The organism is Spirochaetota bacterium, assembly GCA_040756435.1.
Classification (GTDB): Bacteria; Spirochaetota; UBA4802; order UBA4802; family UB4802; genus UBA4802.
The window spans coordinates 1-25157 of sequence record JBFLZD010000046.1; the positions used below are offsets into that span (position 1 = coordinate 1).

20 protein-coding genes, 2 tRNA genes and 1 pseudogene are annotated in these 25157 nt (G+C 34.0%); 9 read left to right on the plus strand and 14 right to left on the minus strand.

Annotation, left to right across the window (positions count from 1 at the left end):
- The first annotated feature begins 252 nt into the window (after positions 1–252).
- Positions 253–966: a carbon-nitrogen hydrolase family protein gene (locus AB1444_12310; GenBank protein MEW6527433.1), complete on the plus strand. Its 714-nt coding sequence runs from the start codon at positions 253–255 to the stop codon at positions 964–966.
- A 57-nt stretch (positions 967–1023) separates the two neighbouring features.
- Here the strand turns inward: AB1444_12310 and AB1444_12315 are convergent, their stop codons facing one another.
- The 4 genes and pseudogenes from AB1444_12315 to speD form a co-directional block, all read right to left on the minus strand.
- Positions 1024–2607: a sodium/solute symporter gene (locus AB1444_12315; protein MEW6527434.1), complete on the minus strand. Its 1584-nt coding sequence runs from the start codon at positions 2605–2607 to the stop codon at positions 1024–1026.
- A gap of 6 nt (positions 2608–2613) precedes the next feature.
- Positions 2614–3480 carry a polyamine aminopropyltransferase gene (gene speE, locus AB1444_12320; protein ID MEW6527435.1) on the minus strand — a complete coding sequence of 289 codons (867 nt, stop codon included), beginning with the start codon at positions 3478–3480 and terminating at the stop codon, positions 2614–2616.
- A 116-nt stretch (positions 3481–3596) separates the two neighbouring features.
- Positions 3597–3947: pseudogene (locus AB1444_12325) on the minus strand (S-adenosylmethionine decarboxylase).
- A gap of 46 nt (positions 3948–3993) precedes the next feature.
- Entirely contained in the window at positions 3994–4401 is a 408-nt protein-coding gene (speD, locus tag AB1444_12330; protein ID MEW6527436.1) for an adenosylmethionine decarboxylase, read from the minus strand.
- 803 nt (positions 4402–5204) lie between these two features.
- Between speD and AB1444_12335 the strand changes: the two genes are divergently transcribed.
- Together AB1444_12335 and AB1444_12340 are read left to right on the plus strand one after the other, a co-directional pair.
- Positions 5205–5280, plus strand: a tRNA-Met gene (locus tag AB1444_12335).
- A 1-nt stretch (position 5281) separates the two neighbouring features.
- Positions 5282–5355: transfer RNA gene (locus tag AB1444_12340), tRNA-Met, on the plus strand.
- A 1-nt stretch (position 5356) separates the two neighbouring features.
- Here AB1444_12340 and AB1444_12345 read toward each other — a convergent pair.
- The 9 genes from AB1444_12345 to argS form a co-directional block, all read right to left on the minus strand.
- The gene (locus AB1444_12345; GenBank protein MEW6527437.1) at positions 5357–5737 is read right to left on the minus strand and encodes a hypothetical protein; all 381 of its coding nucleotides are present in this window, start codon (positions 5735–5737) and stop codon (positions 5357–5359) included.
- A 21-nt stretch (positions 5738–5758) separates the two neighbouring features.
- Positions 5759–6898 carry a DUF362 domain-containing protein gene (locus AB1444_12350; protein MEW6527438.1) on the minus strand — a complete coding sequence of 380 codons (1140 nt, stop codon included), beginning with the start codon at positions 6896–6898 and terminating at the stop codon, positions 5759–5761.
- Positions 6899–6939: 41 nt separating this feature from the next.
- Positions 6940–8088 carry a hypothetical protein gene (locus AB1444_12355; GenBank protein ID MEW6527439.1) on the minus strand — a complete coding sequence of 383 codons (1149 nt, stop codon included), beginning with the start codon at positions 8086–8088 and terminating at the stop codon, positions 6940–6942.
- Positions 8089–8216: 128 nt separating this feature from the next.
- Positions 8217–8780: an elongation factor P gene (gene efp / locus AB1444_12360; GenBank protein ID MEW6527440.1), complete on the minus strand. Its 564-nt coding sequence runs from the start codon at positions 8778–8780 to the stop codon at positions 8217–8219.
- 27 nt (positions 8781–8807) lie between these two features.
- Positions 8808–9884, minus strand: coding sequence for a Xaa-Pro peptidase family protein (locus AB1444_12365; protein ID MEW6527441.1), 1077 nt, complete (start codon positions 9882–9884; stop codon positions 8808–8810).
- Between the two features lie 10 nt (positions 9885–9894).
- A complete protein-coding gene (gene aroQ / locus AB1444_12370; protein MEW6527442.1) occupies positions 9895–10344 on the minus strand; it encodes a type II 3-dehydroquinate dehydratase in 450 nt (149 codons plus the stop codon).
- Between the two features lie 28 nt (positions 10345–10372).
- The gene (locus AB1444_12375) at positions 10373–13189 is read right to left on the minus strand and encodes a tetratricopeptide repeat protein (protein MEW6527443.1); all 2817 of its coding nucleotides are present in this window, start codon (positions 13187–13189) and stop codon (positions 10373–10375) included.
- Positions 13186–14403: a CinA family nicotinamide mononucleotide deamidase-related protein gene (locus tag AB1444_12380; protein MEW6527444.1), complete on the minus strand. Its 1218-nt coding sequence runs from the start codon at positions 14401–14403 to the stop codon at positions 13186–13188. The genes AB1444_12375 and AB1444_12380 overlap by 4 nt, the downstream gene beginning before the upstream one ends.
- Positions 14404–14493: 90 nt before the next feature.
- Positions 14494–16152 carry an arginine--tRNA ligase gene (gene argS / locus AB1444_12385; GenBank protein ID MEW6527445.1) on the minus strand — a complete coding sequence of 553 codons (1659 nt, stop codon included), beginning with the start codon at positions 16150–16152 and terminating at the stop codon, positions 14494–14496.
- A gap of 536 nt (positions 16153–16688) precedes the next feature.
- Between argS and AB1444_12390 the strand changes: the two genes are divergently transcribed.
- Complete coding sequence (locus tag AB1444_12390) at positions 16689–18677, plus strand: adenylate/guanylate cyclase domain-containing protein (protein MEW6527446.1); 1989 nt, start codon at positions 16689–16691, stop codon at positions 18675–18677.
- Here the strand turns inward: AB1444_12390 and AB1444_12395 are convergent.
- A complete protein-coding gene (locus tag AB1444_12395; protein MEW6527447.1) occupies positions 18657–20921 on the minus strand; it encodes a hypothetical protein in 2265 nt (754 codons plus the stop codon). The two genes, AB1444_12390 and AB1444_12395, sit on opposite strands and share 21 nt — an antisense overlap.
- A gap of 138 nt (positions 20922–21059) precedes the next feature.
- Here AB1444_12395 and AB1444_12400 point away from each other — a divergent pair, with 138 nt between their 5' ends.
- The 5 genes from AB1444_12400 (at position 21060) to AB1444_12420 (ending at position 25129) form a co-directional block, all read left to right on the plus strand.
- Entirely contained in the window at positions 21060–21653 is a 594-nt protein-coding gene (locus AB1444_12400; protein MEW6527448.1) for a TetR/AcrR family transcriptional regulator, read from the plus strand.
- Between the two features lie 19 nt (positions 21654–21672).
- On the plus strand, positions 21673–21999 hold the full coding sequence (locus AB1444_12405) for an inorganic pyrophosphatase Ppa (protein ID MEW6527449.1): 327 nt from the start codon (positions 21673–21675) through the stop codon (positions 21997–21999).
- A 23-nt stretch (positions 22000–22022) separates the two neighbouring features.
- Positions 22023–22622 (plus strand): DedA family protein, encoded by a 600-nt coding sequence (locus AB1444_12410; GenBank protein MEW6527450.1) that lies wholly within the window; start codon positions 22023–22025, stop codon positions 22620–22622.
- A 518-nt stretch (positions 22623–23140) separates the two neighbouring features.
- Positions 23141–23686 (plus strand): hypothetical protein, encoded by a 546-nt coding sequence (locus tag AB1444_12415; protein ID MEW6527451.1) that lies wholly within the window; start codon positions 23141–23143, stop codon positions 23684–23686.
- A 270-nt stretch (positions 23687–23956) separates the two neighbouring features.
- Positions 23957–25129, plus strand: coding sequence for an HD domain-containing phosphohydrolase (locus AB1444_12420; protein ID MEW6527452.1), 1173 nt, complete (start codon positions 23957–23959; stop codon positions 25127–25129).
- Positions 25130–25157: the final 28 nt, after the last annotated feature.

Here is a 25157-nt window from a genome sequence, read left to right on the forward strand (position 1 = left end):
GTTATCAGGCAAATATGGATAAACTCTGAACGTCTGTATTGTGCTCATATTCCCTCACATTCTGAAAAGTTTTTTTAATATAGTATAGTGCATCATATCGCAAGTCAAGATTTTAATCATTATAAATAAGAGATTTTTGCCATGAACTATCGCATAAATTTTTAAAATAAAAAAATAATGATATACTATTTATGCGATAGTTACTGTTAAAATTATTAACACCAATGTCTATTCCATGAAAAAGGCTTTATTATGGATTATACAATAGTGATGTATCAGTACCCCCTGGGAACGTATTTAACTCATGATACAGTCAATAAGCTTCGTAACATAAAACCCCACTTTATATGCTTCCCGGAATATTTTTTTGTGAATAAAAAATTAGGCAATCATGTACAAACACCGCATAATCAGGCTTTGCAGTTAAAACGAATACAGGTGCTATCAAAGGAATTAAATACTGTTGTCATTGGTGGTACCATGCCCGAACGTAATGGCAATTTTTTGCATAATACTGCTTTTGTTTTCCATAATGGTAATATGTTGGGTTTTTACCGCAAACAAAACCTGTTTTTTGCTGAAGAAGGAAAAATAACTCCCGGAAACAACCATGTCATCTTCAATGCGTATGGCATACGATTTAGCGTTTTGATATGTGCTGATGTTTTTAAGGATGAAAATTTTATAGCATTGAAGGAATTAGGTGCACAAATTATCTTCATACCTACATTTTCACTTATGCGTAATGAAACCGTAGAGGAAAAATTTAAACGCGATCAGGATATTTTTGTCAGGGGTGCAAAACTGTCCAATGCAATTTTGGTTAAAGTATGCGGCGTTAAATCTGATTATAAAAATTTTTTGCAAGCACGAAGCCTCATCGCAGCACCTGATGGTATACTCTACAGGGTAGATCCTGATCAGGAAGATACGGCAATGCTTATCGTGAACACTGTGAGTATATAATGTTTGATAAAACTTTTAACACTAACAATGGAAATCTATAGTTACGATAAGCTTTAATTATTTAAACACATTTTCAATTAACACAAAAAAGCAAATTATTGCCATAAACCACATTACAAGAACTATCGCCTTAAACCATGTATTTTTTGTAAAATAATTAATAGTATAACCACTATCACTAACATAACCTGAACCGGTAAATAATGAGATGACAAAAGGAAAAAGTATTGCAGCAAAAAAACCTGTAGCATTCCACCACATCCATGAAACTTTTGGCAAAAACAACCATATATATACATTAACCAAAATGCCTGTTGCAAACCCTCCTATAACTGCAAGCTGGTGAATCTTTTTTCTGGTTATCATCCCAATAATAAATACTGCACAGATTGGCCCATACAACAGTGACCCAATTTTATTTACCAGTTCCACCACTGTTTCACTGCTCCCAGCAAAAACAATGGCAAATAGTGTTGTTATGACTCCCCACAATACAGTTAATACCCGCGATAAAAAGAGTTTTGTTTTATCACGTGTGGATTCTATTTTTTCATAAGCTACTTTCAGTGCATCATTATAGGTAATTGCACTTAAGGAATTAATTGCTGAATCCATGCTTGACATTGATGCAGCTAAAATACCTGAAATCACTACACCCTTTAGCCCTGCAGGAATATAGTGTTTAATAAATGTAGGTATTAACATGTCAGGCTGCTGATTGGATAATAAAGAGCGTAAAGTATTATCTACAGATAACAACAGTAATAGTAAAATCCCTAAAAATGAGTACAGCATAACAATGACAAATCGAACTATAGTATTTATAATAATGGCCTTTTGTGCAGCATCAGTGCTTCTACATGAAAAAAAGCGCTGAGCCTGACTTTGATCAAACCCATAATATGAAATATATAAAAAGAAACCACCACACAACATTGGTGCCAATGAAAAAGTATTACCATCCAATATTCCAAATGAAACATAATTAAATATCTTCAACCGTTGATAATCAAGGGTAAAAGCGGTATGGCCATTTAAAACAAATAATATAATTCCACAAAATAAAACTGTAGATAACAGTAACACAACAAGTTGCATAACATCAGTGTAAATATCAGCTAAAATTCCACCAATCGAAGTATATATAAGCGATATTAATGAAATGGTTACAATTGAAACATACAGATTAAGATCGGTCATAACACTGAACACGTATGACGTTGCAACAATAGCTACACCCGTAGCCAATGACCTGCTTAGTAAAAAAACCAGTGCAAGGATAACACGTGTTTGCTTACCAAATCGTTTTTCTAGCCATTCATAAATGGAAAAACCCTGATATGACCTGAAAGCAGGAATAACAAAAAGAATGAGGAAAATCATGGATAGTGGGAGGGCTAATTCATACTGTAACCAGGTTAGCCCTCCATTATGTTTGACAGCAATAAAAGCAGGTACTCCAATCAGGCTTATTGCGCTTACCTGATTTGCTGCAAGTGATGACCCTGTTAACCAGGCTGATGCTTTCTGTGAAGCTATATAATAATCAGCCTGATTTTTTTGTTTTTTCCCAATTATATACCCTATGCCAATGACACAAATACTGTATAAAACAACAATAATCCAATCAATGGCACCCATTGGATACTAATACAAAATCCCCTCTAATTTTGTACGTATAAATTGTGGTAAAGCAAATGCTCCCCTATGGATATCAGGATTATAATATCTGAGTAGTTTGGCAAGTGCTTTTGCTTTTTCTTCCTTCAAATCATTTATTGGATGGTATTTCTTAGAACAGAATGAAAAGCCAATCATGCCACTTGGATATGTGGGTACCATGGTAATATAATATGAAGGGACTTTGAAAAACTTTTTATTATATTGTGCCAGTGTTACAATAACATTTGGGTGATAAAATATTGATTCCGACTGGGTTGATGCTATTCCATCATCATCCAGACACTCACTTAAATTTTTGTAAAATTCTTCTGAAAACAATACTGCAGCAGGCCCAATGGGATCAGATGAATCAACAAGAATTACATCATACGCTTTTTTCCTTTCTGCAATAAACTTTGCACCATCTTCAGTATATATTGTCACACGGGGATCATCATATGAACATGATAAGGCAGGCATGTATTCACGGCAAAGACGTATTACATCACCATCTATCTCACAAATATCTGCTTTTTCAACTTCTTTGTGTTTTAACACTTCTCTAAGAGTACCACCATCACCCCCACCAATAACAAGAACCCGTTTGGGGTTTGGATGAACGCACATGGGAACATGTACCAGCATTTCATGATATCCCATTTCATCAACTTCGGTAGTCATAAATACGCCATCAAGTACCAGCATTCTACCAAATGCTTTTGTGTCATATATTTCAATCCTCTGAAACTTTGAATCATAGGTTGCAAGTTTACCAGTTACCTTAAGTTTCATGGTTCTTCCCTGTTCCATTTCATATAACTCTTCAATCCATACGCTTGATTCAAATGGCATGTCGTACCTCCTGAATGTATAATTGTAATAGAATGAATCTTTTACGTAGATAAATAAGTGGTAGGTTTATAAAAATTAAGGGGACAGGTATCCCTTACCGTCCCCTTAATCACTGATTACTTTCTTAAAGCAACATTAAGAGTATAGTCGCTACCCTTGAAGTAGCTCAGTGAGAATTGGGCAGCAATCTCTGGGTCATAATATTTGCAGCTGAATATATCAATGTAAGCAGTATTTGTCAGATTTGCAAAGTGACCTGATATCATTGAAGTTTCAATGAGCTGCACCATTGAATAACCAGCAACACGCTCATCCTCACCAAAATTAACAACCTGAGTCTCTCCAAACCTCTTCATTTCAATGAGATCGCACAACTGAATCGCATACTGCCGTATCATCTCTGCATCTCGAATAATGTCTGGATCACAATTATGAATATCAACGCTGCAATACAACCCCCATGCACCTAATTTTTCAAACTGGTCAATGGTCGGAATTGTTTTAAGTATGTCGTTAGTCAATGTAGTTAACATTTTCCACCTCCCGAATTACTGGCACATTTTTTACCTTGCTACCGTTTAACACTCCTCTTCGCATTTCATACAGAACACATCGCTCTGCTTCCAGCTGTTCAGTGATATAATCGATAGCTACCCTGTAATCATGATCTCCGCAGGTGAAGACGTCAACCGCTGCATACCCATATTCCGGCCATGTATGGATTGTGATATGCGACTCGGCTATGACGATTACTCCGCTAATACCGTATGGAGAAAACTTGTGAAAGAATGGTTGGATGATAGTGGCTTTAGAGAGTTCGGCTGCGGCCGTTAACACCTCCTCAACCTTTTTTAAATTGTTGATGTGAAACTCGTTGCAGTTGAAGAGTTCCGCAATAATGTGTGTACCTAAACCCTCCATGGGCAACCACCTCATTTTATAAAATCACCTACACTACGGTGAGTGTATGCATTAAGAATGGTTTTTAAGGTTAACTTAAATTCGCCACCCTGGGGATTGTCATTCCTTTGGGTTTTTTGCGCTTTTACATAATCAAAATGCTAAAACCACTACTGGTTTTAGCCCTTAAATAATATCACCCCCTCTGCTCAAAGAGAACATTGACAGTATTATATCACATTACAAAATTTCAACAACAATATTGTTTAATTTAAAAAAAATTTAAAAAAATTTTTTAAATACTGATCTAATAAAAACAGGGTATTCCACAGTTACTTGATTGATTCAAGAATAAAGTGCAACACAAAATAGAAAAAGGTTTTTTCTTTGATACTTTTTAATGTTACCGGCTGGTTAAAATAAATTTATGAATCAATGACAGAGGGTGCCCCAAAACAAACAGTGGGGCTCTCAATGATGTAAGTGCAATGTCATTGCAAGCGTAGCGCCTGTGCTGAGTGCTTCGACGAGCTCAGCAACCACTTGTTGAAGCGAAGCAATCCCAATGCCGTTCAAGATGAAATTGCTACACGCCTGCGGCGCTCGCAACTATGGGATTGCTGCGTCACTTTGTTCCTTGCAATGACAGGAGAGCAAAAGTGATAGCAAAAATATTACTTTTGAGACACCCTCTTTACGAGAAATTACAAGAACATCTAAATGTTACATTTCAAATGTGAATTTTCAAACCACTTAAAAAAGAATTTGAAAAATGATTGACTTCAATGTATATTATAAATAGATTGTCACTTCGTTAAAACGATCGCGCGGTGGAGCAGCTGGTAGCTCGTTGGGCTCATAACCCAAAGGTCGCAGGTTCAAATCCTGCCCGCGCTACCAAGGCGGAGTAGCTCAGTTGGTTAGAGCACACGGCTCATATCCGTGGTGTGGGGGGTTCGAGTCCCTCCTCCGCTAATTACCGTTTATAATATTTCCTGCAATCATCGCATAAACCGTGCGATGTTTTTTTATTACTATACTCATTAAAATATTCTTCTAACGCAACCCACTTGCCATCAACATAAATTTTATGACACCCTGCACATATCCTTACGTATGACTCAAGATTTTTAATTTTTAAAAATATCTTAATGGTATAATACAGCAAAAAGCCAAATATTGCAGTAAAAATAAAAGTTTCTAAAAGGCTTTCTTGATAATTTATTGGTGTTGGTTCAGCATTTAAAAGTAGGCAGGGCAAATCAAAAATTTCTTCTGCCCAAATAAATAGAATAATACAAAGAAAAACTATTATTTCAAAAATAACAATTTTGCCTAACGTATCTTTTTGCTTCATTGTTAACCTCATCATTTCCATTTATGGTAACAACCGTTGTAATAATGGCTTTCCCAATGAAATAGCTGATTCGGGGCATATTTCCATACAACAATAACACCGTATACACGTTGAATAATCGTAGCATGGCACTTTACCATCTTTAGATGTGCTAATTGCTTTTACCGGGCATATCTGCTTGCACTGATAACAAAGCGTACACGTATCAGGATTTGGCACTGGTTTTGCAATCATCATATTTTTTAATAGCTTATTTATAAGCGGAATTGCCAGTATTTTAGATGATCCTGATTCTTTTGGCGGCATGAAAGACAATTTTTTTGAAATATGTTCTTTTATAATTTCAATTTTTTCCGGTGTATTGCACAAACCTCTTTTTATTCCCATTGTGATGGTTGGTATATTCTTTATGTCAAATCCAGCTATTGTTGCAATAGCATAATCAACTGCAATTGCATTATACGATGCCCCAATAATCCCTAAAAATGCAGGCGTGCCTGATGGACCTGGACCATCACCCTCCATAATGGTTATTGCATCTACAATATGGACGATAGTTTTGGGAAGTGCAGCATCAGTGCAATAAGCCTGGTATAAATCTAAAAGCATCCCAGCAAACTCATCTTTAGTTTTTGCTTTAATATGCCACTCGGATTTTTTCATTCCATGAATGGTGCCAAATAAATTTTTTACCGCACATGTTATATGCGTTAGTGCGTGCGTTTTAAACTTGGGAAGATTTATAAGTATATCGCATTCTGTTAAAATTTTTGGCACTTCAAACCGCTTGAAATGATGAGCATTATCATTATGAATTATTATGCAATCTGATGTATCGGCAACAAACACATCTTCTTCAGTTACTATCGCATCATATCCTGTCTTTTTCATTACTCGTTGCAATGACTGCACCGCAGGCGATTCAACAAGAACTGGTATGCCACCATGTTGTTTTACAATCTGAACTATTGCTTTAAAAAAGGCTGGATGCGTGATTACTGTAGACTCTGGGGATGCTGATGTTAATAAATTAGGTTTTATTGCTACTTTTGCATTGTACAGTTTTGAAAAATTAAACTGCAACTGGTTTAATGCTGCAATAACCTTTGTTTTGATAACTTCAACATCATAATGACTGCATTCTTTTACTATGACTTTCATATCGTAACTCTTGATAAACATAATGATACATTATTATAACATCATTCATGTTTTATTTCAACGTTTGTTGCCTGCATTATAACTATTTTCCCACCAACGATATTGGTAATGATACCCTCAACAGTTACTATCGCCCCATTATCCAATGCTTCTACTTCAAAGGGTGCAAACACTTCTACTACTCCATCAAACCTGTTTTCTGAATAATTTATCAGTAACTGAAAACTTATGCCATCCTTTTTTTTATAATTTGCTACTTTTCCCTGCCATTTTACATTTATTCCCTTATATAAATATGGTTTTTGCATTACATCACTGTATGAAAATGTTGCCACTGTACGCTCTCTGGTGCGGTTTATAAAATCTTTTAAAAATGCTACTCGCTCTTTTACTCTGAAATTTGCATTGCTGGCATCAATCTTATTCAACAGTATCAAAGCATCATTTTCTTTGCCTTCCTTGATCAGCCACTTTGCCCTATTAAAATCCTGAATACATGCTTCATTTGATGCATAAAATTCAGGTGTGCGCACTTTCTGAATTTTATCAATGATATCGTAATGCATACCATCAAGTGAAATCTGTGATAAATCTTCCCCTGATTGAAGCGATGGTTGATAAAATAGAAGTTCAATTTTTTCCTGTATGAGTTTTGCAAGAGATGAAGGAAAAAACACAATCCCTGTTATCAGAAATACAACAATAATCAATACCAGAGCTACTGTTTTAAAGTGTAGTACAGGCCGCCCTGTCCTGAATGATATTTTGACTTTTTTTGGTGATCTAACCGTGATAAAATCTTTTATCTTAGCCTTTTTTTGAAATTGTTCAAAATCAGCAGATTCCTGTATTTTTGCTATAATTTTTGTTATTTGTTTATTCCCCGGGGAAATTTTTACTATATCAATGTAACCTGTGCAGGCCTCATCTTTTGATTTAGCAGCTTTTAACATCAGAAATGCCTGTATTTCTAAAAGAGGAACAAAAGCTGGATATTGTCGTAGTGCCTTGCGTAACAAAGCTTCGGCCTGGGCAAGTTTATCTGTAAATAGATACGACAAAATCAATAAAAAATAATCAAATGGATTATTGGAAATAGTAATATTTTTTTCTAATAACTGGATAACTATTACATATGAACCTTTTTTAAATGATTTATATGCTTCTTTTGTTATTAATTCAGATTTCACATTGTAAATCTTTTAATTTAAAATTTTTTATATCAACGTACATTCCCGCCATCGTTGATTGTGGGAATGAATACTCTTACAATAATTTCCTTACACGTTACGCCAACATTTACAGTTTGGTTATTCCACTATTTTTTCACGCGTTCCACATACTCACCTGTTCGTGTGTCAACTTTTATAACATCACCTTCATTGACGAATATGGGAACCTGAACAGTGGCACCAGTTTCAACGGTCACTGGTTTTAAAACATTGGTGGCAGTATCACCTTTCACCCCTGGCTCAGCATAGGTTACTTTCAATACTACAAATATTGGTGGCTCTATAGACAATATTTCCTCATCATGCATGGTTGCTTCAACATTATCGCCCTCTTTTATATAATTGAGTAAATTTGAAGCTTTTTTCTTATCTACGTGTATTTGATCATAGCTTTCTGTATCCATAAAAACCAGGGAATCACCCTCATCATAAAGATATTGCAGTGTCTTCTTCTCAACTCGAACATCCTCAACCTTTTCGCCACCTTTAAACTTTTTATCTACAATAACACCCTTTGTAAGTGATTTTAATTTTGTCTGAACAAACGCTCCACCCCGGCCTAATTTTACATGCTGATATTCAACAACTGAATACAGGTCACCATCAACCTTAATAACTGTTCCCGTTCGCAAATCATTACTTGTTATCATGTGGAATACTCCTTGGAAAATATAATTCTATAAAATAATTAGTTCCTTTGTGCTTTTTGTTAAAACCTCATGTCCTGAAGAAGTTACCAGTACCATATCTTCAATTCTGACACCTGCTTTTTTGGGGATATATATGCCAGGCTCAATAGTTATAACCATACCCTTCTTTAATGCCATAGCCCCATTCTGTTTTACAGCTGGTATTTCATGTACATCCAGCCCAACGCCATGACCCAGCGAATGGCCAAAAAAGTTACCATATCCTTTAGCAGCTATAAAATCCCTTGCAATACTGTCAAGTTTATTTGTAGTCAATCCTGATTTTACTGCATCAACAGCTCTCTTTTGAGCCTCTTTTACAATAGAATAAATTGTATTGATACTATCGGGAATACTTTTAATAAATACAGTACGCGTTATGTCCGAGCAATAACCCTTGAAAATGCATCCCATGTCAATAAGCACCGGTTCACCTGCCTTAATCTTTTTGGTTCCCGTTTTGTAATGGGGCATTGATGACCCCGCCCCTGATGCAACGATGGGATCAAATGAAGTTCCCTGGCATCCATGTTTTTTATAAAAATATTCTATTTCAACAGCAATGTCCCATTCAGTAATACCTGGCTTAATAATCGTAAGTATATGGTGAAAACAGGCATCTGTTATTCGGGCTGCTTTTTTAATAATTTCAATTTCATCATCATCTTTGATAATACGCAACTCATTAATAACATCCCCGCCGTAATGCAAAGCTATGCCTTTGCACTCATTTTGAAAGATTTTATACTGCGATAGTGTAATTGAATGCTCCTCAAAAAATATATTTTTTATTTTTTTTTCTATAAGTAATGATTTTAATGATTTGAAAAAATCCTTTTGCTGTAATACAAAACGAACATTTTCAGGTAATATCATCAGAGCGTATTCCTCATAGCGTGAATCAGAAATAAAAACTATCTCATCTTCAAAAAATATTAGATACCCATAACTTCCTTCAAATCCGGTGCAATATTTAATATTAATCAAGCTTGCAACCAGGTATGGGAATTGTTTTTTTTCTGACAAATGCTTTTGTATTTTTTTCATTCTTGTGCGATAGTTCATAGAATTAGAATCACTTTGAGTAATTTTCCAGATAGTGTAGTAAAGCCTGCAGCGCTACTATATATGAGTAATACCCAAACCCACAGATTTGACCAATACATACAGGCGCAATGTACGAATGTCTTCTGAAGCGTTCTCGTGAATGTATATTGGAAAGATGAACTTCTATACATGGAATACCTATGGAAGCTAAGCAATCACGGATAGCTATTGAAGTATGTGTATAAGCACCCGCATTGATAATAATCCCATCACAATTTCTATTATTTTGAATATAATCTATAATTTCACCTTCGCTATTTGACTGGAAACAACGTACTTCACAGTTCTTGCCCTTTGCAAATTCATGTATTCTGTTATTAATTTCTTCCAGCGTTAGTGTACCATATATTGCAGGTTCTCTTTCCCCTAAAAGATTTAAATTTGGTCCATGAATTACATGAAAAGTATATTGTTTCATACATTCCTCTGATTGGTTTATTTACCTGTTAAAAACCATACTGTTTAATGAGATGATCTGCTTTAATTTTTGCAAGTACATTTGAATCTGAGTTAATTATTTCATATAAAATATCTTTAGACTCATCCTGTTTACCCATTTCATACAACAACACTGAAACATATACTTTTGCATTATAAAAATTAATATCAGTGCTGTCAGATTTGGAAAAATAAAGGTCAAAATACTTTTTAGCTATACCAAAATTGCGCTGGATTAATAGATATATTAATCCAGCATAGTATAATGAAGCATGTGCATATTCATCATCATACCGTGAAGCAGTGTTGAAAAACTGCAAAGCCTGTGAATAATTATAATTTTTATACATCATCATGCCATAGTAATAATTTGATAATGATAGTAACTTGTTTCTTTTTATACCATATCCATAAATATTCTGAAAATTTTTTATATCATTCCCATTATAGTAATATATCAACAAAAACGTAATTATCTCTTCTGCATATTCAGTTTTTAAAATATCATTGAGTTTTCCTGAAATAATCGTTAAAGCTTTGTCATTGTTACCTAAATTAAAATAGCTAACAGCCATTATACTATTCCGCAAACTCTCTAATTCTTTCTTTTGAATGGATTCAGCCAGTTCAAAAGCTTTTTCAAACTCTTTGCGTTCAATGTAAATCTGTGCCAGGTTTATTTTTGCATCATCAGAGATGCTACTGTCTGGTTTTTTGAGTAAAGCTTTTGTAAAATAATCAAATGCCATATCATTGTTGCCATTCAATCTATAATAAAGAGCAATTGAATATGAAATTATTGCAAAATATTCATTATCTTCAACATACGAAAGAAGATCACCAGCAATTTCTGGCTGGCTGGACTTTATAGCTGTATCAGCAATTATTACAAAATCTTCTTTATTATAATCCTGGAACGGTATCGTCATAAAATATGTTAATGCAGCAGGAAAATCCTTAATTGCGTATAAACTTTTTGCCAGCAACTTTATCAGCAATTTTGTTGTCAAATCATCTACAGTTAAGTAATCACTACTCTGCAATGTTTTTATAATGGTGGCGTATTGTTTTAGTTCATAGAGCGATAGTACATAAAATAAAAGTACTGAACGTTCACGTGGCCTTCCCTTTGTTGCTAAATATTGAGAATAAAAATATACTGCAACCTGATAGTTTTTATTTTTGTATGCTTCATCCCCTTTTTCAATAAATATCTTTCCTGCAGTAATTGACGAACTGTAATTCTTAATAATAAATGAATAATACCGTTCAACGCTAACCCCCTGTTTTTTCAATACAGAACACAATTCATATAGTATTTCTTCTAACCCTGGTTTCCTGGGGAAACGAGCTATTAACTGGTCTATTATTTCAACGGTTTTCCTTGTATTGTTTATCCTTATATATGACTCTGCCAGTAAGATTAACACATCATATCTGTTTTCAATCTTTTGATTCTTCAAATATCTATTGGCATAGTCTATTGTCTCATTATATTGCTCTTTTTTGAAAGCATCAATTGCTTTTACATAATCAAGTTCTACCAGGTATTGTGAAAAAGGATTGATTTCTTTTATTTCATCAAACACATCAAGTGCTTTCGTTATGTTTCCCTGCATTACATAAACCTGTGCAACTAAAAACAGCATTTCATCCCTGTTTTCTTCATACTGGTATTTTTCCAGCATAAAATCCAGAAGACGTTTTGCATCATCATACCGTGCAGTAGTTATATATAATCTGGTCAAGGTCATCATAACATATTTTTGGCTTTCCGTATCATTGATAGAGACAGCATTTTCTAAATAGGGGATTGCTTTTTCATTATTATTATTTTTAAGATACACTTTTGCCAGCTCAAAAGAAGCATTGCTTCTTAATTCTATATCATTGCTATTTGTATAAACATCCTCCAACAACGACATTCCTTCATCAGAATCTTTGGTGTTTAATAGTATTTTCCCCAACTCATATTTAGCATTATAGTGATAGGGCACATTATCAGTAGAAATGAGAATATACGATTTCAGGTTTAAACGGGCATTATATGTATCACCCAGGGCTATATATGATAGGGCTTTAAAATACTGTACACTCATAAAAGAAGGTACGCGTAACATACTCTCAGGAATTTCATTGAAATATTTTATTGCCTGCCAGTGTTTGCCGGTAAGCTGGTATATTCTCCCAACAAGTAGCCTGGCTTTTGATTGAATGCTAATATCACCTGTAGCATAAATCAAGGGTTCTAATACATCCAGTGCTTCATTGTAGCGCTCACTTAAGAACAGAGCCTCTCCAATTTTTATTACCCTATTACTGTCTTCATATTTTTTACTGCTTATAGCTAATGCTTTTTTCCATTCTATGATTGCTTCGTCATATCGCTTTTGATTGAAATATATTTCACCTATCCGATCATAGGCATTTATAATTAGCTGTTTATTCTTGCTCTGAGAAATGAACCTGTTATATTCTTCAATGGCCTTGATATAGTCATTCAGGGAATAATATGATTCTGCAATCCAGTAGCGGGCTTCGCTGCATAGATCAGGTGTTGTACATAAAAGTAAAAATCTGTTTAACTCAAAAATGGCCGAACGATATTGTTTTTGATAAAATATTGATAAGGCCAGATAATACCATGCTCTATCCTTGTAAGAATCATTTGCATCAATGACTTTTCTGAAAATAAGTTCCGAGGAACCATAATTCCCCATTCTGAATGCTTCCATACCCTGCTCAAAAAGCTGTGAGCTTTCTATTGCATACGAAACAACATTAAATATAAGTAATGTTATGAATACTATAAATACTCTTTTCATTCAAGTCCTGCACACGTTAACAGTCTGGTTAAAATATAATTAGTTGCCATTGTACGTATCTGCTCACGATTTCCTGCAAACTGTATCTGCGTTGTAAACGTATTACTTCCAACAATGCCAAAGCATACCAATCCTACCGGTTTATCTTTGGTCCCCCCGTCAGGGCCGGCTATACCTGTTGTTGAAATTCCATAATCGGCATTAAATTTTTCTTTAGCTCCTGCTGCCATTTCCAATGCAGTTTCTGTACTCACCGCGCCATAGGTTTGCAACGTTACCGGATTAACCCCTAACAGTGATACCTTTGACTGGTTGCTGTACGCCACTACACCACCTAATAGGACATTGGAAGAACCCGGTACATCAGTAATCCTTTTTGCTACAAGCCCCCCTGTACATGATTCTGCTATTGCTATTGTTTTCCCGTGACTGGCAAATATCTTAACAACTTTCTCTTCCAGTGAATTATATCCATATAATAATTTTGATCCAAAAAGCTTTTTTGCTTTTTCAACTATACTGTCTACCGGTAATATACTTTCATTGTTAGCACTGAGCATCACTGTTGTCATTCCAGCTTCATACGTTATGGAAACATCAACACCTTTCATAGAATTAACTATCTCTTTAACCCCCGAATCCACTTCTGCTTCACGCATCATAACAACCTTGAATGTTACCGAATTCTTTTTTTTCAGTTGATAATGACTTTCCAGATAATTGATAACCTTGCCAACCATGGAATGTAACTCTCGTGGAACACCTGGCATTACTATAATATCTTTTTCTTTAACAGTAATAGCAAAACCTGGTGCAAGCCCTACATCATTAACAAAAACTACTGCATTTTCAGGAACAGTTACCATCTTAAAATCAGAAGGTAAAACAGATTTCCCAATAGCATTAAAGAAATATTCCATGCGTTCCTTTGAAGGCTCATGAACCACTGGATTTAGTGTAAACATTTTTGCCAGAGTTTCAAAAGTAATATCATCAACGGTGGGTCCCAATCCACCTGAAATAATAATAATATCCGCATTATAGAATGCATGCTCAATTGCCAGGCGCAAGGTTTCGCTGTTATCACCAACCACGTAGTGCATTACCACGGGCAATCCAATTGCCTGCAAGTATTGACTTAAATAGAAATTATTGCTTTCATGAACACGGCCACAAACCAGTTCACTACCTGTAGCTATTAGTGCAGCTTTCATGTAATTATCGTAAATAGTATTTTACTATTTATTGTAATACAATAGTTGCAGCTATAAAAAATCAATAATTTATTTTTTTCAATGTTTTTTTTACATCCTCTCCGGGGCACTTACGCCAAGCAATGCCAGAGCATTTTTCAAAATGATACGCACACCATCACATAATGTAAGATAGCTCTGGGTACGGTCAGCATCATCGGTTAACACCCTGTGTTCAGTATAAAATTTATGGTATGCCTGCGCCAGGCGCATACAGTAAACAGTAATACGATGTGGTTCAAAGCTAGAAGCAGCATCATATACTTCTTCTGGAAAACGTGCCATAAGTTTTAATAAAGCAATCGTTTCCTGATTATTAAAATGTTCAGTGCTGGCAATGATCTTTTTGTACTCAATACCTCTGTTCTGCGCCTCTCTAAAAATTGAACAGATTCGTGCATGAGCATATTGCAAATAAAACACGGGATTTTCGCTGCTCTGGCGTTTTGCTAAATCAATATCAAAATCCAGATGGCTGTCCATTGAACGCATGACAAAGAAATATCGTGCAACGTCAGTTCCAATTTCTTCAATCAAATCTCGCATGGTGGAAAATGTACCCAACCGTTTTGACATTTTCACCGCTTCACCATTCATTAAAAGATTGACCTGCTGCGAAATAAGAATCCTGAAATGCTTTTCGTCATACCCCATTGCCTTCATCGCACCAACTAAGCGAGCAATATACCCATGATGATCAGGTCCCCAGATATCTATGATTAAATCATACCCTCGCTCAATCTTTGTTCTATGGTAAGCAATATCAGCCATTAAATATGTTGGTCTTCCATCATCGCGCACAACCACTCTGTCCTTATCATCACCAAACTGCGTGGAAGCAAAAACCTTTTTGCCATCCTCGTCTCGTATAACTCCCAGTGACTCTAAATATTTAAACACCTCCAGTACTTTTCCACTTTGGTGTAATGTACTTTCATGAAACCATGTATCAAAACTAACGTTAAATCTATCCAGATCTTCTTTTTGTGAAGCTACGTTATATTCAATTGCCTTTCGTGCACAAAAATTAATGATCTCTTCGTCATCATTTATGTGCGATAGTTCCTGTGAAAATTTTTCATGTATATATTTAGCAATATCCTTCACATATTCACCGTGATAGCCTTCTTCAGGGAATGGGACATCTTCTCCTAACATTTGCCGGTAGCGTATCCACACCGATTTTCCTAACCACAAAACCTGATTGCCATAATCATTGACATAAAATTCACGGTGAACTATATCACCACTAGCAGCTAGCAAATTTGCAAGAGTATCTCCCACTGCAGCTGCACGTGCAGAAACCACATTTAAAGGGCCAGTGGGATTTGCCGAAACAAACTCAACGTTGACCTTTCGGGGATTGGACTTTTTATTTTTGCCATATTCATCTTTGACAGTAACTATCTCTTCTAATCTTTGTAAAAGAAATGGCAATGATAGAAATATATTGATAAAGCCAGGTTTAACCACATCTATACGATCAAAAACTTCAGCATCAATATGTTGTTTTATTTCTTCGCCAATCTGCATGGGTGACATTCTGAGGATTTTTGCACATTCCATCGCAATAGGAGTTGCATAGTCACCAAATTTTTCCTCTTTTGGATACTCAATTTTTATAGATGGCGACTGCTCTAATGAAATATTTTTTGCCTGTAATAGTTTTGCTAAAGCTTGATCAACAGTTTGTGCAATATACTCTTTGATTATCAAAACAACACCTCTTTACATAAAATTAAACTCAATCGCACTGCTATTTCCAATCCCGATGTAATCAAGACAATTCCCACGGGGGCGACAATATTGTTATTAATAAAGAATGGAATTCTTTGTCCTGATTAAAACGGGACTCAAAATGACACCTCTCATCACTTTCATTTTAATAGCACCAAAGTTCTCAAAGAATCTCATGCCTTACACATTACTAGTTTTTCAATAAGCAATATATCACTAAATGTTAATGGAAAAAGATACAAATTGATTTTTTGCATTCACTAATTATTCCTAAATGTGAAAATTTGAATAAAATATAATATAGTGTACACCCCCGCCGCCGAAGGCGGCTGGGTGTACACTATATTCATTATGAAATTTTTTAAGGAATTATTGCTGTGTTGCATTAATTATTTTGTCAAGAATTTAATAAAAAACTTGCAATTATCACTTAATTATTGTATTGCATTTCTTAGATTTATATAGTCAAAAACAAAACTATTATATCATAAATCATAAGGGTAGACACTATGCAAATTAATAAAAATCAACTTCTTGGTTTGGTTTTATCAATAGGTGTATTTATTATTTTGTCATTTTTATATACACAAACCAAACTTTTAGATGGCCTTGAATACGGTTCAATCAATTTCAGGTTCTACTTACGTGACCCTTCAGAAAAAGCAGTAAAACTTCAGGAAGGGGTCAGGATGTCGCGTAAAAATCCACGCTCACGCGATGACATTATTATTCTGGGAATTGACGAGAACACCATCCGTGAATTTGATAACGAAGGTATAAAATGGCCATTCCCATGGAGCTATCATGCAAAATTTACCCGATATGTTGGATCCGGTGAACCAAAAGCCATGTTTTTTGATATCATGTTTCTTGACCACAAACCATATGAAGATGAATTTGCCAAAGCCGTAAAAGAAGCAAACTGTGTTTTTTTAGATTACCCATTTGAAACTGAAGAAATTGATGTTAAATACACTGATATTGAAGAACGTATGCGCATATTAGATATCTATTCTTTCCCTGTTGACCCGCAGGACAATTCAATGCCATGGGTTGAGGAAGCTGTACCTCCCACACCATTGTTGTCTCAGGCCGCAATTGGGTTAGGATTTGCAAATATACGCCCTGATGCTGACCATGTTAACCGAAAAGTTCCATTAGTGATAAAATATAAGGGTAAGTATTATCCTTCTATTGACCTTTTGATTGTTATGCACTATTATGGCATCACAAAGAAAGATGTTGCAATATCAATGGGCAACTATATAAAGTTATCAAACATTCCTAAAGAAAAAATGGCTAAACCCACTCCTGACAACAGTATACTTATTCCAATTGATGATGAAGGCTTTATGGATATTAATTTTATTGGAGGGCCAGGCAGTTTTACACACTATCCGTACTATTATTTTTGCAGGGATGGGAAAATACAAAACACTTCGCTCAAAGATAAAATTATTCTTGTAGCAGCGTATGCATCAACAGGTATTTCAACAGATATTCATAAATCTCCCTATGGCGACCTTTTTGGTATTGAACATCATGCCAATGCTTTAAACACAATCCTTAATCAGGATTTTATACTTAAGTTTACACCCTGGCAGAACATACTGATTTTGTTTGTCATTTCCCTGCTTTTAGGGTTTATACTCACACAGGTTTCTATTGTTGTATCTGTTGCCTTTACTCTTGGGCTTGTATTATTCTATATAATAGGCTCCTACCTGCTCTTTGACATATTCAATATAATCACCATATTTGCAACACCCATTATTCAGGTTGGAACAACATTTTCAATTATTATTGCCTATAGAGTGTTGACAGAACAACAGGAGAAAAAATACATACGACAAACTTTTTCCAAATTTGTTTCCAAAACTGTTGTTGATGAGCTTTTAAAACATCCTGATAAATTAAAATTGGGTGGTGATAAAAAGATTCTCACCGTATTATTCTCCGATATACGAAGTTTTACTACCATTTCAGAAAAAATGACTCCAGAAGAACTGGTGGAACATCTTAACGAATATCTGCAGGCTATGACTGATTTAGTTTTTAAATATGATGGTACACTTGATAAATATGTTGGCGATGAAATCATGGCATTTTGGGGGGCACCTATCCCGCAGGATAATCACGCGTTGTTAGCATGTAAATGCGCAGTTGAAATGATGCAGGTTTTAGAACAACTGAATAAACGATGGGTGCAGATGAACAAACCTGCCTTGCATATTGGTATTGGAATCAATACCGGTGAAATGGTAGTTGGCAATATGGGTTCTGCTTCACGTATGGACTACACTTTGATGGGTGATAATGTAAACTTAGGTGCCCGTCTTGAGGGTACCAATAAACAGTATGGAACGGGCATTATTATCAGTGAATTCACCTATGAACATGTCAGGGATCATGTCATAGCACGTGAACTGGACCTTGTAAGAGTTAAAGGGAAGCAATTACCGGTAAAGATTTATGAATTAATTGACATCAAAGACTGATATTTCTTTTTTACCACAGGGAGTGCCGGTCACAATCACAGGGTTATCAAGGGAACCCGTTATAACAAAATTAATCCTTTGAGACCCTTTGATGACCGGCCCTTCTCTGGTAAATATTGATGCATAACAGGGCAACGACAACCCTTTATCAATTGTATAGTTTCCATAACCACCAAGTTGTACCATGTCTGTATCGATAAACATATTCTGTAAAATCCATCTGTCAGCTACATGGTTTATAGTTAAATCCAGTCTGTTGCAGTGCCATACTCCATCAGGGAATGATACATTACAGGTTGTTGCTACTTCAGAAATCTTTTTCTGTAACAACGTTTTATTAAATATAGTATTGGCGATAGTTATCTGTAATAAACCATTGCCATTTTGAAGCAGATGGCTTGGACGATACCCGGACACGGAATAATTTAAACTCACATTCATAACCCCTGTGGCATTCTTTTGGCCACAATCCTGCAAATACCTACCATAATCAAAATTGGATACACCAGCAGTAATATTCAGATTGGGATAGTCACAGTTGCAAAATGCATTGATATTGAAAGAATATATTCCTGAATAACCTTCACAGTTGAATGATGGAGTTGAAATTGTACCTTTATTGGATATTAGATCAATATTAATGTTCTTCAAATGTGCATTTTTTTCAAATAGTAACTTTCCAATATTGAATTTTAGTTTAATTATATTGTTTATTAAATATTTACCCAATGGCTTATCTCTGAAAAATATTTCATTATAACCAATACCCATATCTTCCATAGCACCAGTATATAACGATGATATGCCATCAGCCAAAAGATACTCCAGCACATCAGACTGAAGTTGTTTTGAAGTAATGGACATGTCAGTTGTGGAAGTAAATGGTGCCCATTTATCAATATTAATTTTTGAATGTACCAGTATATCAGATTGTTTGTGTTTCGTAAAGAAATCAAGAATGACAGATTTAACATCACCCTCCACTTTTAACCTGGCATTTTTTAAATAAGAGGTAGTGGAATTGCCAACTTTCTTAAATACAGATATATCATGAACATCACATAATATTTTACATGACTTCATAGTATCGTTAGCAATATCAAAATCAAATTGTGTCAGTATCTTCAACGAACCATCATAAAACATTCCGGGTATTAATTGAATATAATCACAGTCATCCAGATCTATCTGATTTGTTGAGAAATAAAACTGCAGTAATTTATCTTTAATGTATTTTACTGTGGCATCTATTGAAATCTCTTTATCATTAAATGCAAAAGAAGATACATTAATTTCAGATAAATCTTCTTTGCAGTCCATCTGGGCATCAATACTTATATTATCTTTTGCTATGTATTCAAAATGAGGAATATTTTTAATATTTTCAATGGTACAATTATCAAATTCAACCGTACCTTTAAATGAATATCCAGAGTCATGATTGATATTGCAATCAGTGTAAAAATATCCCTTCACAGTTATTGGGTATTCAGTATATTCTTTTATAAAATAGTTTACAATATGCATATCTAACTTTTTGGCGTATATACTATGATGTGATGATTTATATCCCATGGCATCAGTATAATTAATGATCCCGGATATATGTATCCTGCCTGAATCAAGGCTACTATCGGTTGGTAAAACTTCCCCTTTAATAGTATATGATAAATGTTTATTTTTCAGTGAAATAGCAAGTGATACATCTTGAATGCTTAGTTTTAATTTATCTGTACTTAAATTTTCATTATACAGTAAACTGCCATCTAATTCCATGTAAAAATCATCAAGATTTATAGTATTCCCATTTACTATCCCTGAGAATATTCCTTTAAAAGTTTCCAAATAACTTTTGCCATAATTTTTTACAATTGTCATGGAAGCATCTGTAAAGGTTACCCCTTTTATTACTATACTGCCGGTTATTGCCTTAAAATAGTTCAAATCTATTATGGCTTTTTTGCATGAAATAAAATTGTAATTATCATTAAAATCAGTAGTGGGTGCTATCTTAACATTCTTTAAAACTATATTCCCCCCTAGTGTAACACTACTACTATCAAACTGTATTGCTTTTTTGAAATTATTTTCAAATATTTCCTCTATTATTTGAGGTGTTATTTTTGGTTTTAGCAGTACCGTGAAATAAATTTTTTGAATGACTATAAAACACAAAAGTATAGCAATAGTTATAATAAATACTGGTAAATGTTCTGGATGTATTTTATCCGTTAATTTCTTCATATTTTCTATTTTTGTATACCTGGCACTTTTTTGATTTAACATGGAATAAATTTTAAATATTGTCAAGATTTTATTTTGTTGATTATACATATATACTATTTTACAATTGTTACACTATATTGAGTCAAGGGTTATACGATGCCTCAAATTGTTAAGCCTGAAACAAAAACAAAAATCCTCTATGCTGCTGAAAAATTATTTAATGAAAAGGGTTATTCAAAAACTAAAATTACAGATATTATGGATTATTGCAATTTAGCAACCGGCACATTTTATGTATATTTCAAAGATAAAGAAATGCTTTTAACTGAGATTTACCAGCCCATAGTTGATTCAATTGATTCAATTTTTGTTTTATCACCCTTGCCCCAAGACATTACCCAACCAGAATATTTTACAATTCTTAAACAAGAAATTTTGAGATTAAGTGAATTTGCGCTTAAATTTACTAGTGAATTGGGATTCTTATTACTCCATGCATACGATTCAAAGTTTTCTTATTTCCCTGAAAAACTGCAGCATATTATATATCAAGAATTGGAGAAGTTTTTAACTATAGGGATATCTCATGGTTTTATACGTAATGCCCATATCCCCGTGTTATCAAAAGTATGTTGCGGAATTATCTTGACAATGATCAATTTACTGATTATTGATAGCTATAAACCTTTACAAGGTATAATTGTTCAGGAATCCATTGAAATAATTATTAACGGAATTAAAAAAATATAAAAAAGTACAGCACAAAGTTATGGAAGAACAGATTAAATTGTTAAACTTGCTCAAAGAAAATGATAAAACTGCAATTGACAAATACAGAAATATAAATTTTTTTGAAAACCATGTGGCGTTTGTTGGAACCCCTAAAAAGCACCAGTACGATAAATCAAAAATTATTTTATTATCCGATCCTTTTTCAGATAAAAAAATATTTTATGAATTTTCAATTGATACCATTGACCTGGTTGAAGAATTAGGAACAATTTCTTCCCAGGATGGGAAAAATGCCCTTCAAATCCGTATCTGGGTAAAAAAAGGCACTGTAGCATTAAAATACGAACCATTCATTATTGAATAATTATACAATTGTGTGAGCTCTCTATGGCATATATTTCTCATCTTCTTTTTGATTTTGCACCTTATGTTCACTATATTGCATTTATACTTCTACTGCTAGCAGGATTTAATTTCCCAATATCTGAAGATATAATTTTTATTATATCTGCTTCTATTGCAGCAACAATTATACCAGAGCATACAATTAAAATTGCTGCTGGCTGTATGCTGGGTGCTTACTCCAGTGATATAATATCTTATTGCTTAGGCAGATTTGGGATGAAATTTATTCTGCAACACAAGAAGTTGGCCAGATTTTATCCCCTGGATAAAATCAAAACAATTGAATATTACTACCAATCCCATGGAGCAAAAACACTATTTTTTGGGCGGTTTATTCCGTTCGGTGTTAGAAATGTTATATTTCTTACTGCAGGCCTTGCCAGAATGAAACTATATAAATTTATGCTGGTTGATTTATTAGCCCTTTCTATAACATCAACAATATTGTTTACCCTTGGATATACTCTGGGTTCAAATTATGAAATTATATTTCCTTACCTTAATAGATATAAATTAATAATATTTTCATTTTTTCTTTTAACTGTTCTATCTATTGTTATATATAAAAAGAGGAGACAATAAAATCAGCATACTAATGATTTCTTTTTAATATTTTATTATTAATCACTAATTATTCCTAAATGTGGAAATTTGAATAAAATAGTGTACACTGGGGTTGTCTCAAAAGACATCTTCTGCAATGACTTTTGCCATACTGTCATTGCGAGGAACAAAGTGACGAAGCAATCTTGTCTTCTGTGGTATTTAGATTGCTTCGCTACGCTCGCAATGACTCTGCACCCGCGTCATTGAGAACCCACAGATTGTTTTGGGACACCGCCGGTGTACACTATATTCATTATGAAATTTTTTAAGGAATTATTGCTGATTATTAATAATAAACTGTAAACCATTCAAACGCTGAGCTTGTGTACATTGTTTGTTGTAATGTTCACAAATCTCTTTTAAGAATAAATAGTCTAATAACTCAATTGTATAAAAAAATATTTGCATTTTATTTTCTTCTCAATTATAATCAAACACGTTTAAGTTTGTAATCCAAAACATTTTTTATTTTGATGAATAATGAGAGGTAGTATATGGCAAAAGGCACTGCACTTTTTAAAGCCTACATGAACAACTCAATACCATCAAACGGTGGGTTTATAATTTGTTCATTTTTTGATTCTGATTCAATATATTCAATTTATGAAGTAACCGCATATAAAAATGTTAAAGATATTTATCAAACCGCTGAAGGTCTTACTTTTAAAACTGATGGAAGTAGAACGCATTTACTGGTAGAACCTCCTACTTATGCTCGAAGATATGAAGAACCAGTTCATAGAGAAGCTGGTAAATCAATACCATACCGGTTTGACGACCTGACAATAATCACCGGTCAAAAACAGGAAAAAATAATGATACCCAAAGAACCATTAATGTTATATACATCATTTACTATCTTAAAAACGCAGGGTGAAAATTTTGCATTCCTTTTTTACCCAACAGAAGATGTATATATGGCTATACGAAAGTTTATAGCTGATTCGTTATATAATGATTGTGGATTAACAAAAGAAGATGCTCTCAATGCTGCCCAGATTTTACTTCAAACAATTAAAAACTTTACTGTATTTACATAAATTATAATTTTATAGTATACTTGATGTTATCTGTTTATATTCCTCAAAAACTATATATATATATATATATATATTACAACACTTTATGCATATATGTATTGTGGCAATATACTATCAAATAAAATAATCCCTACTGCCAGGTACAATAAGGTTTTATTTCAACAAATAAATTGATACCAAAATTTTTAATTTCACAGAGAAAAAATATAATTGATTTATAGTATTTATTTATTTATATTGGAATAAATATTTGTGTGTAATTATTATCGCATGCTTGGAAAAAAAATAAAAATTGATGTAGATTATCTAAGGCCAAATAGTACTTTTATATATCCACTTATATCGGAAGATGGTGATGTAGTTTTACCTCCCCGCGTGGCTCTAACTGCCGAAAAAATAAATGCCATTAAGGCAAGGTATGGCAATATTCTGTATTATAATGACAATGGACAGATGGCTGTTATTCCCAGTTTCAGGATGCAAATTGCCCGGAATAAATCAAAAGAAATAATGCACGAAATAGCCCAAAGCCATAAAATCAGCAAAGTTGCAATTCATGAAGCTGAAAAGGTTATTATAGATATTGTCAATGACCTTACTTCAACTGAAATACTGGCGCTAAACCTTCTAAAAGATTTAAAAAGCTATGAAGAATATATCTATAACCATTCAGTGAACGTAGGTATTTTAAGTGCTGTTATGGCACGAATGATTGGAACTTTCAATAAAGATGAGATTAAAAATATAGCGCTGGGCGGGTATTTACATGATATTGGTCAGATGCAGTTAGATAAAAACCTTTTAGAAAAAGAAGGAAAATATAATATTACCGATATTCAGAAAATGAAGCGCCATCCTCAGTTAGGCTATGAAATAATCAAAAAAATTAAGGATGTACACCCCATAGTATTGCAATCAGTATTATTTCATCATGAACGGTACAATAATAATGGATATTATGGATTACCGTACGAAAATTTACCCATTTATCCCAAAATAATAGGATTATGTGATATATATGATGCATTAACATCAAAACGCCCTTTCAGAAGTGCTATCGAACCAAGTAATGCATTAAAGGCAATATTAAATGCTATTAATCAGCAGTTTGATTATCAATTAATTAACATTTTTATCAATAAGTTAGGCCCCATATTAAACAACACGCAGGCATTCTATACACATAACGATATTTGTGAACTCAACACACAGGAGCTTGCTATCATTAAGGACTTTGGCATCAATGACATGTTGAAACCTAAAGTGATAATATTTTGCAAATTCCAGAGAACAGGGGAACAGTTACTGGCGCGTTTCTATGAAAAACCATTAGAAATTGACCTTTCACAAGATCCCAATAATCGTTATATGATCAAAATCATCAATAATTACAAACAGCTACAATCAATTCAGAAAAAATTAGAAGAAAAAAAACTATTATAAACTATTAATTATTCCTAAATGTGGAAAT

Excerpts from the sequence above, each read along its gene's own strand:
- AB1444_12310 (MEW6527433.1), top strand. The coding sequence starts at position 253 with ATGGATTATACAATAGTGATGTATCAGTACCCCCTGGGAACGTATTTA.
- AB1444_12315 (MEW6527434.1), bottom strand. The coding sequence starts at position 2,607 with ATGGGTGCCATTGATTGGATTATTGTTGTTTTATACAGTATTTGTGTC.
- speE (MEW6527435.1), bottom strand. The coding sequence starts at position 3,480 with ATGCCATTTGAATCAAGCGTATGGATTGAAGAGTTATATGAAATGGAA.
- speD (MEW6527436.1), bottom strand. The coding sequence starts at position 4,401 with ATGGAGGGTTTAGGTACACACATTATTGCGGAACTCTTCAACTGCAAC.
- AB1444_12345 (MEW6527437.1), bottom strand. The coding sequence starts at position 5,737 with ATGAAGCAAAAAGATACGTTAGGCAAAATTGTTATTTTTGAAATAATA.
- AB1444_12350 (MEW6527438.1), bottom strand. The coding sequence starts at position 6,898 with ATGAAAGTCATAGTAAAAGAATGCAGTCATTATGATGTTGAAGTTATC.
- efp (MEW6527440.1), bottom strand. The coding sequence starts at position 8,780 with ATGATAACAAGTAATGATTTGCGAACGGGAACAGTTATTAAGGTTGAT.
- AB1444_12365 (MEW6527441.1), bottom strand. The coding sequence starts at position 9,884 with ATGAACTATCGCACAAGAATGAAAAAAATACAAAAGCATTTGTCAGAA.
- aroQ (MEW6527442.1), bottom strand. The coding sequence starts at position 10,344 with ATGAAACAATATACTTTTCATGTAATTCATGGACCAAATTTAAATCTT.
- AB1444_12375 (MEW6527443.1), bottom strand. The coding sequence starts at position 13,189 with ATGAAAAGAGTATTTATAGTATTCATAACATTACTTATATTTAATGTT.
- AB1444_12380 (MEW6527444.1), bottom strand. The coding sequence starts at position 14,403 with ATGAAAGCTGCACTAATAGCTACAGGTAGTGAACTGGTTTGTGGCCGT.
- AB1444_12390 (MEW6527446.1), top strand. The coding sequence starts at position 16,689 with ATGCAAATTAATAAAAATCAACTTCTTGGTTTGGTTTTATCAATAGGT.
- AB1444_12395 (MEW6527447.1), bottom strand. The coding sequence starts at position 20,921 with ATGAAGAAATTAACGGATAAAATACATCCAGAACATTTACCAGTATTT.
- AB1444_12400 (MEW6527448.1), top strand. The coding sequence starts at position 21,060 with ATGCCTCAAATTGTTAAGCCTGAAACAAAAACAAAAATCCTCTATGCT.
- AB1444_12405 (MEW6527449.1), top strand. The coding sequence starts at position 21,673 with ATGGAAGAACAGATTAAATTGTTAAACTTGCTCAAAGAAAATGATAAA.
- AB1444_12410 (MEW6527450.1), top strand. The coding sequence starts at position 22,023 with ATGGCATATATTTCTCATCTTCTTTTTGATTTTGCACCTTATGTTCAC.
- AB1444_12415 (MEW6527451.1), top strand. The coding sequence starts at position 23,141 with ATGGCAAAAGGCACTGCACTTTTTAAAGCCTACATGAACAACTCAATA.
- AB1444_12420 (MEW6527452.1), top strand. The coding sequence starts at position 23,957 with ATGCTTGGAAAAAAAATAAAAATTGATGTAGATTATCTAAGGCCAAAT.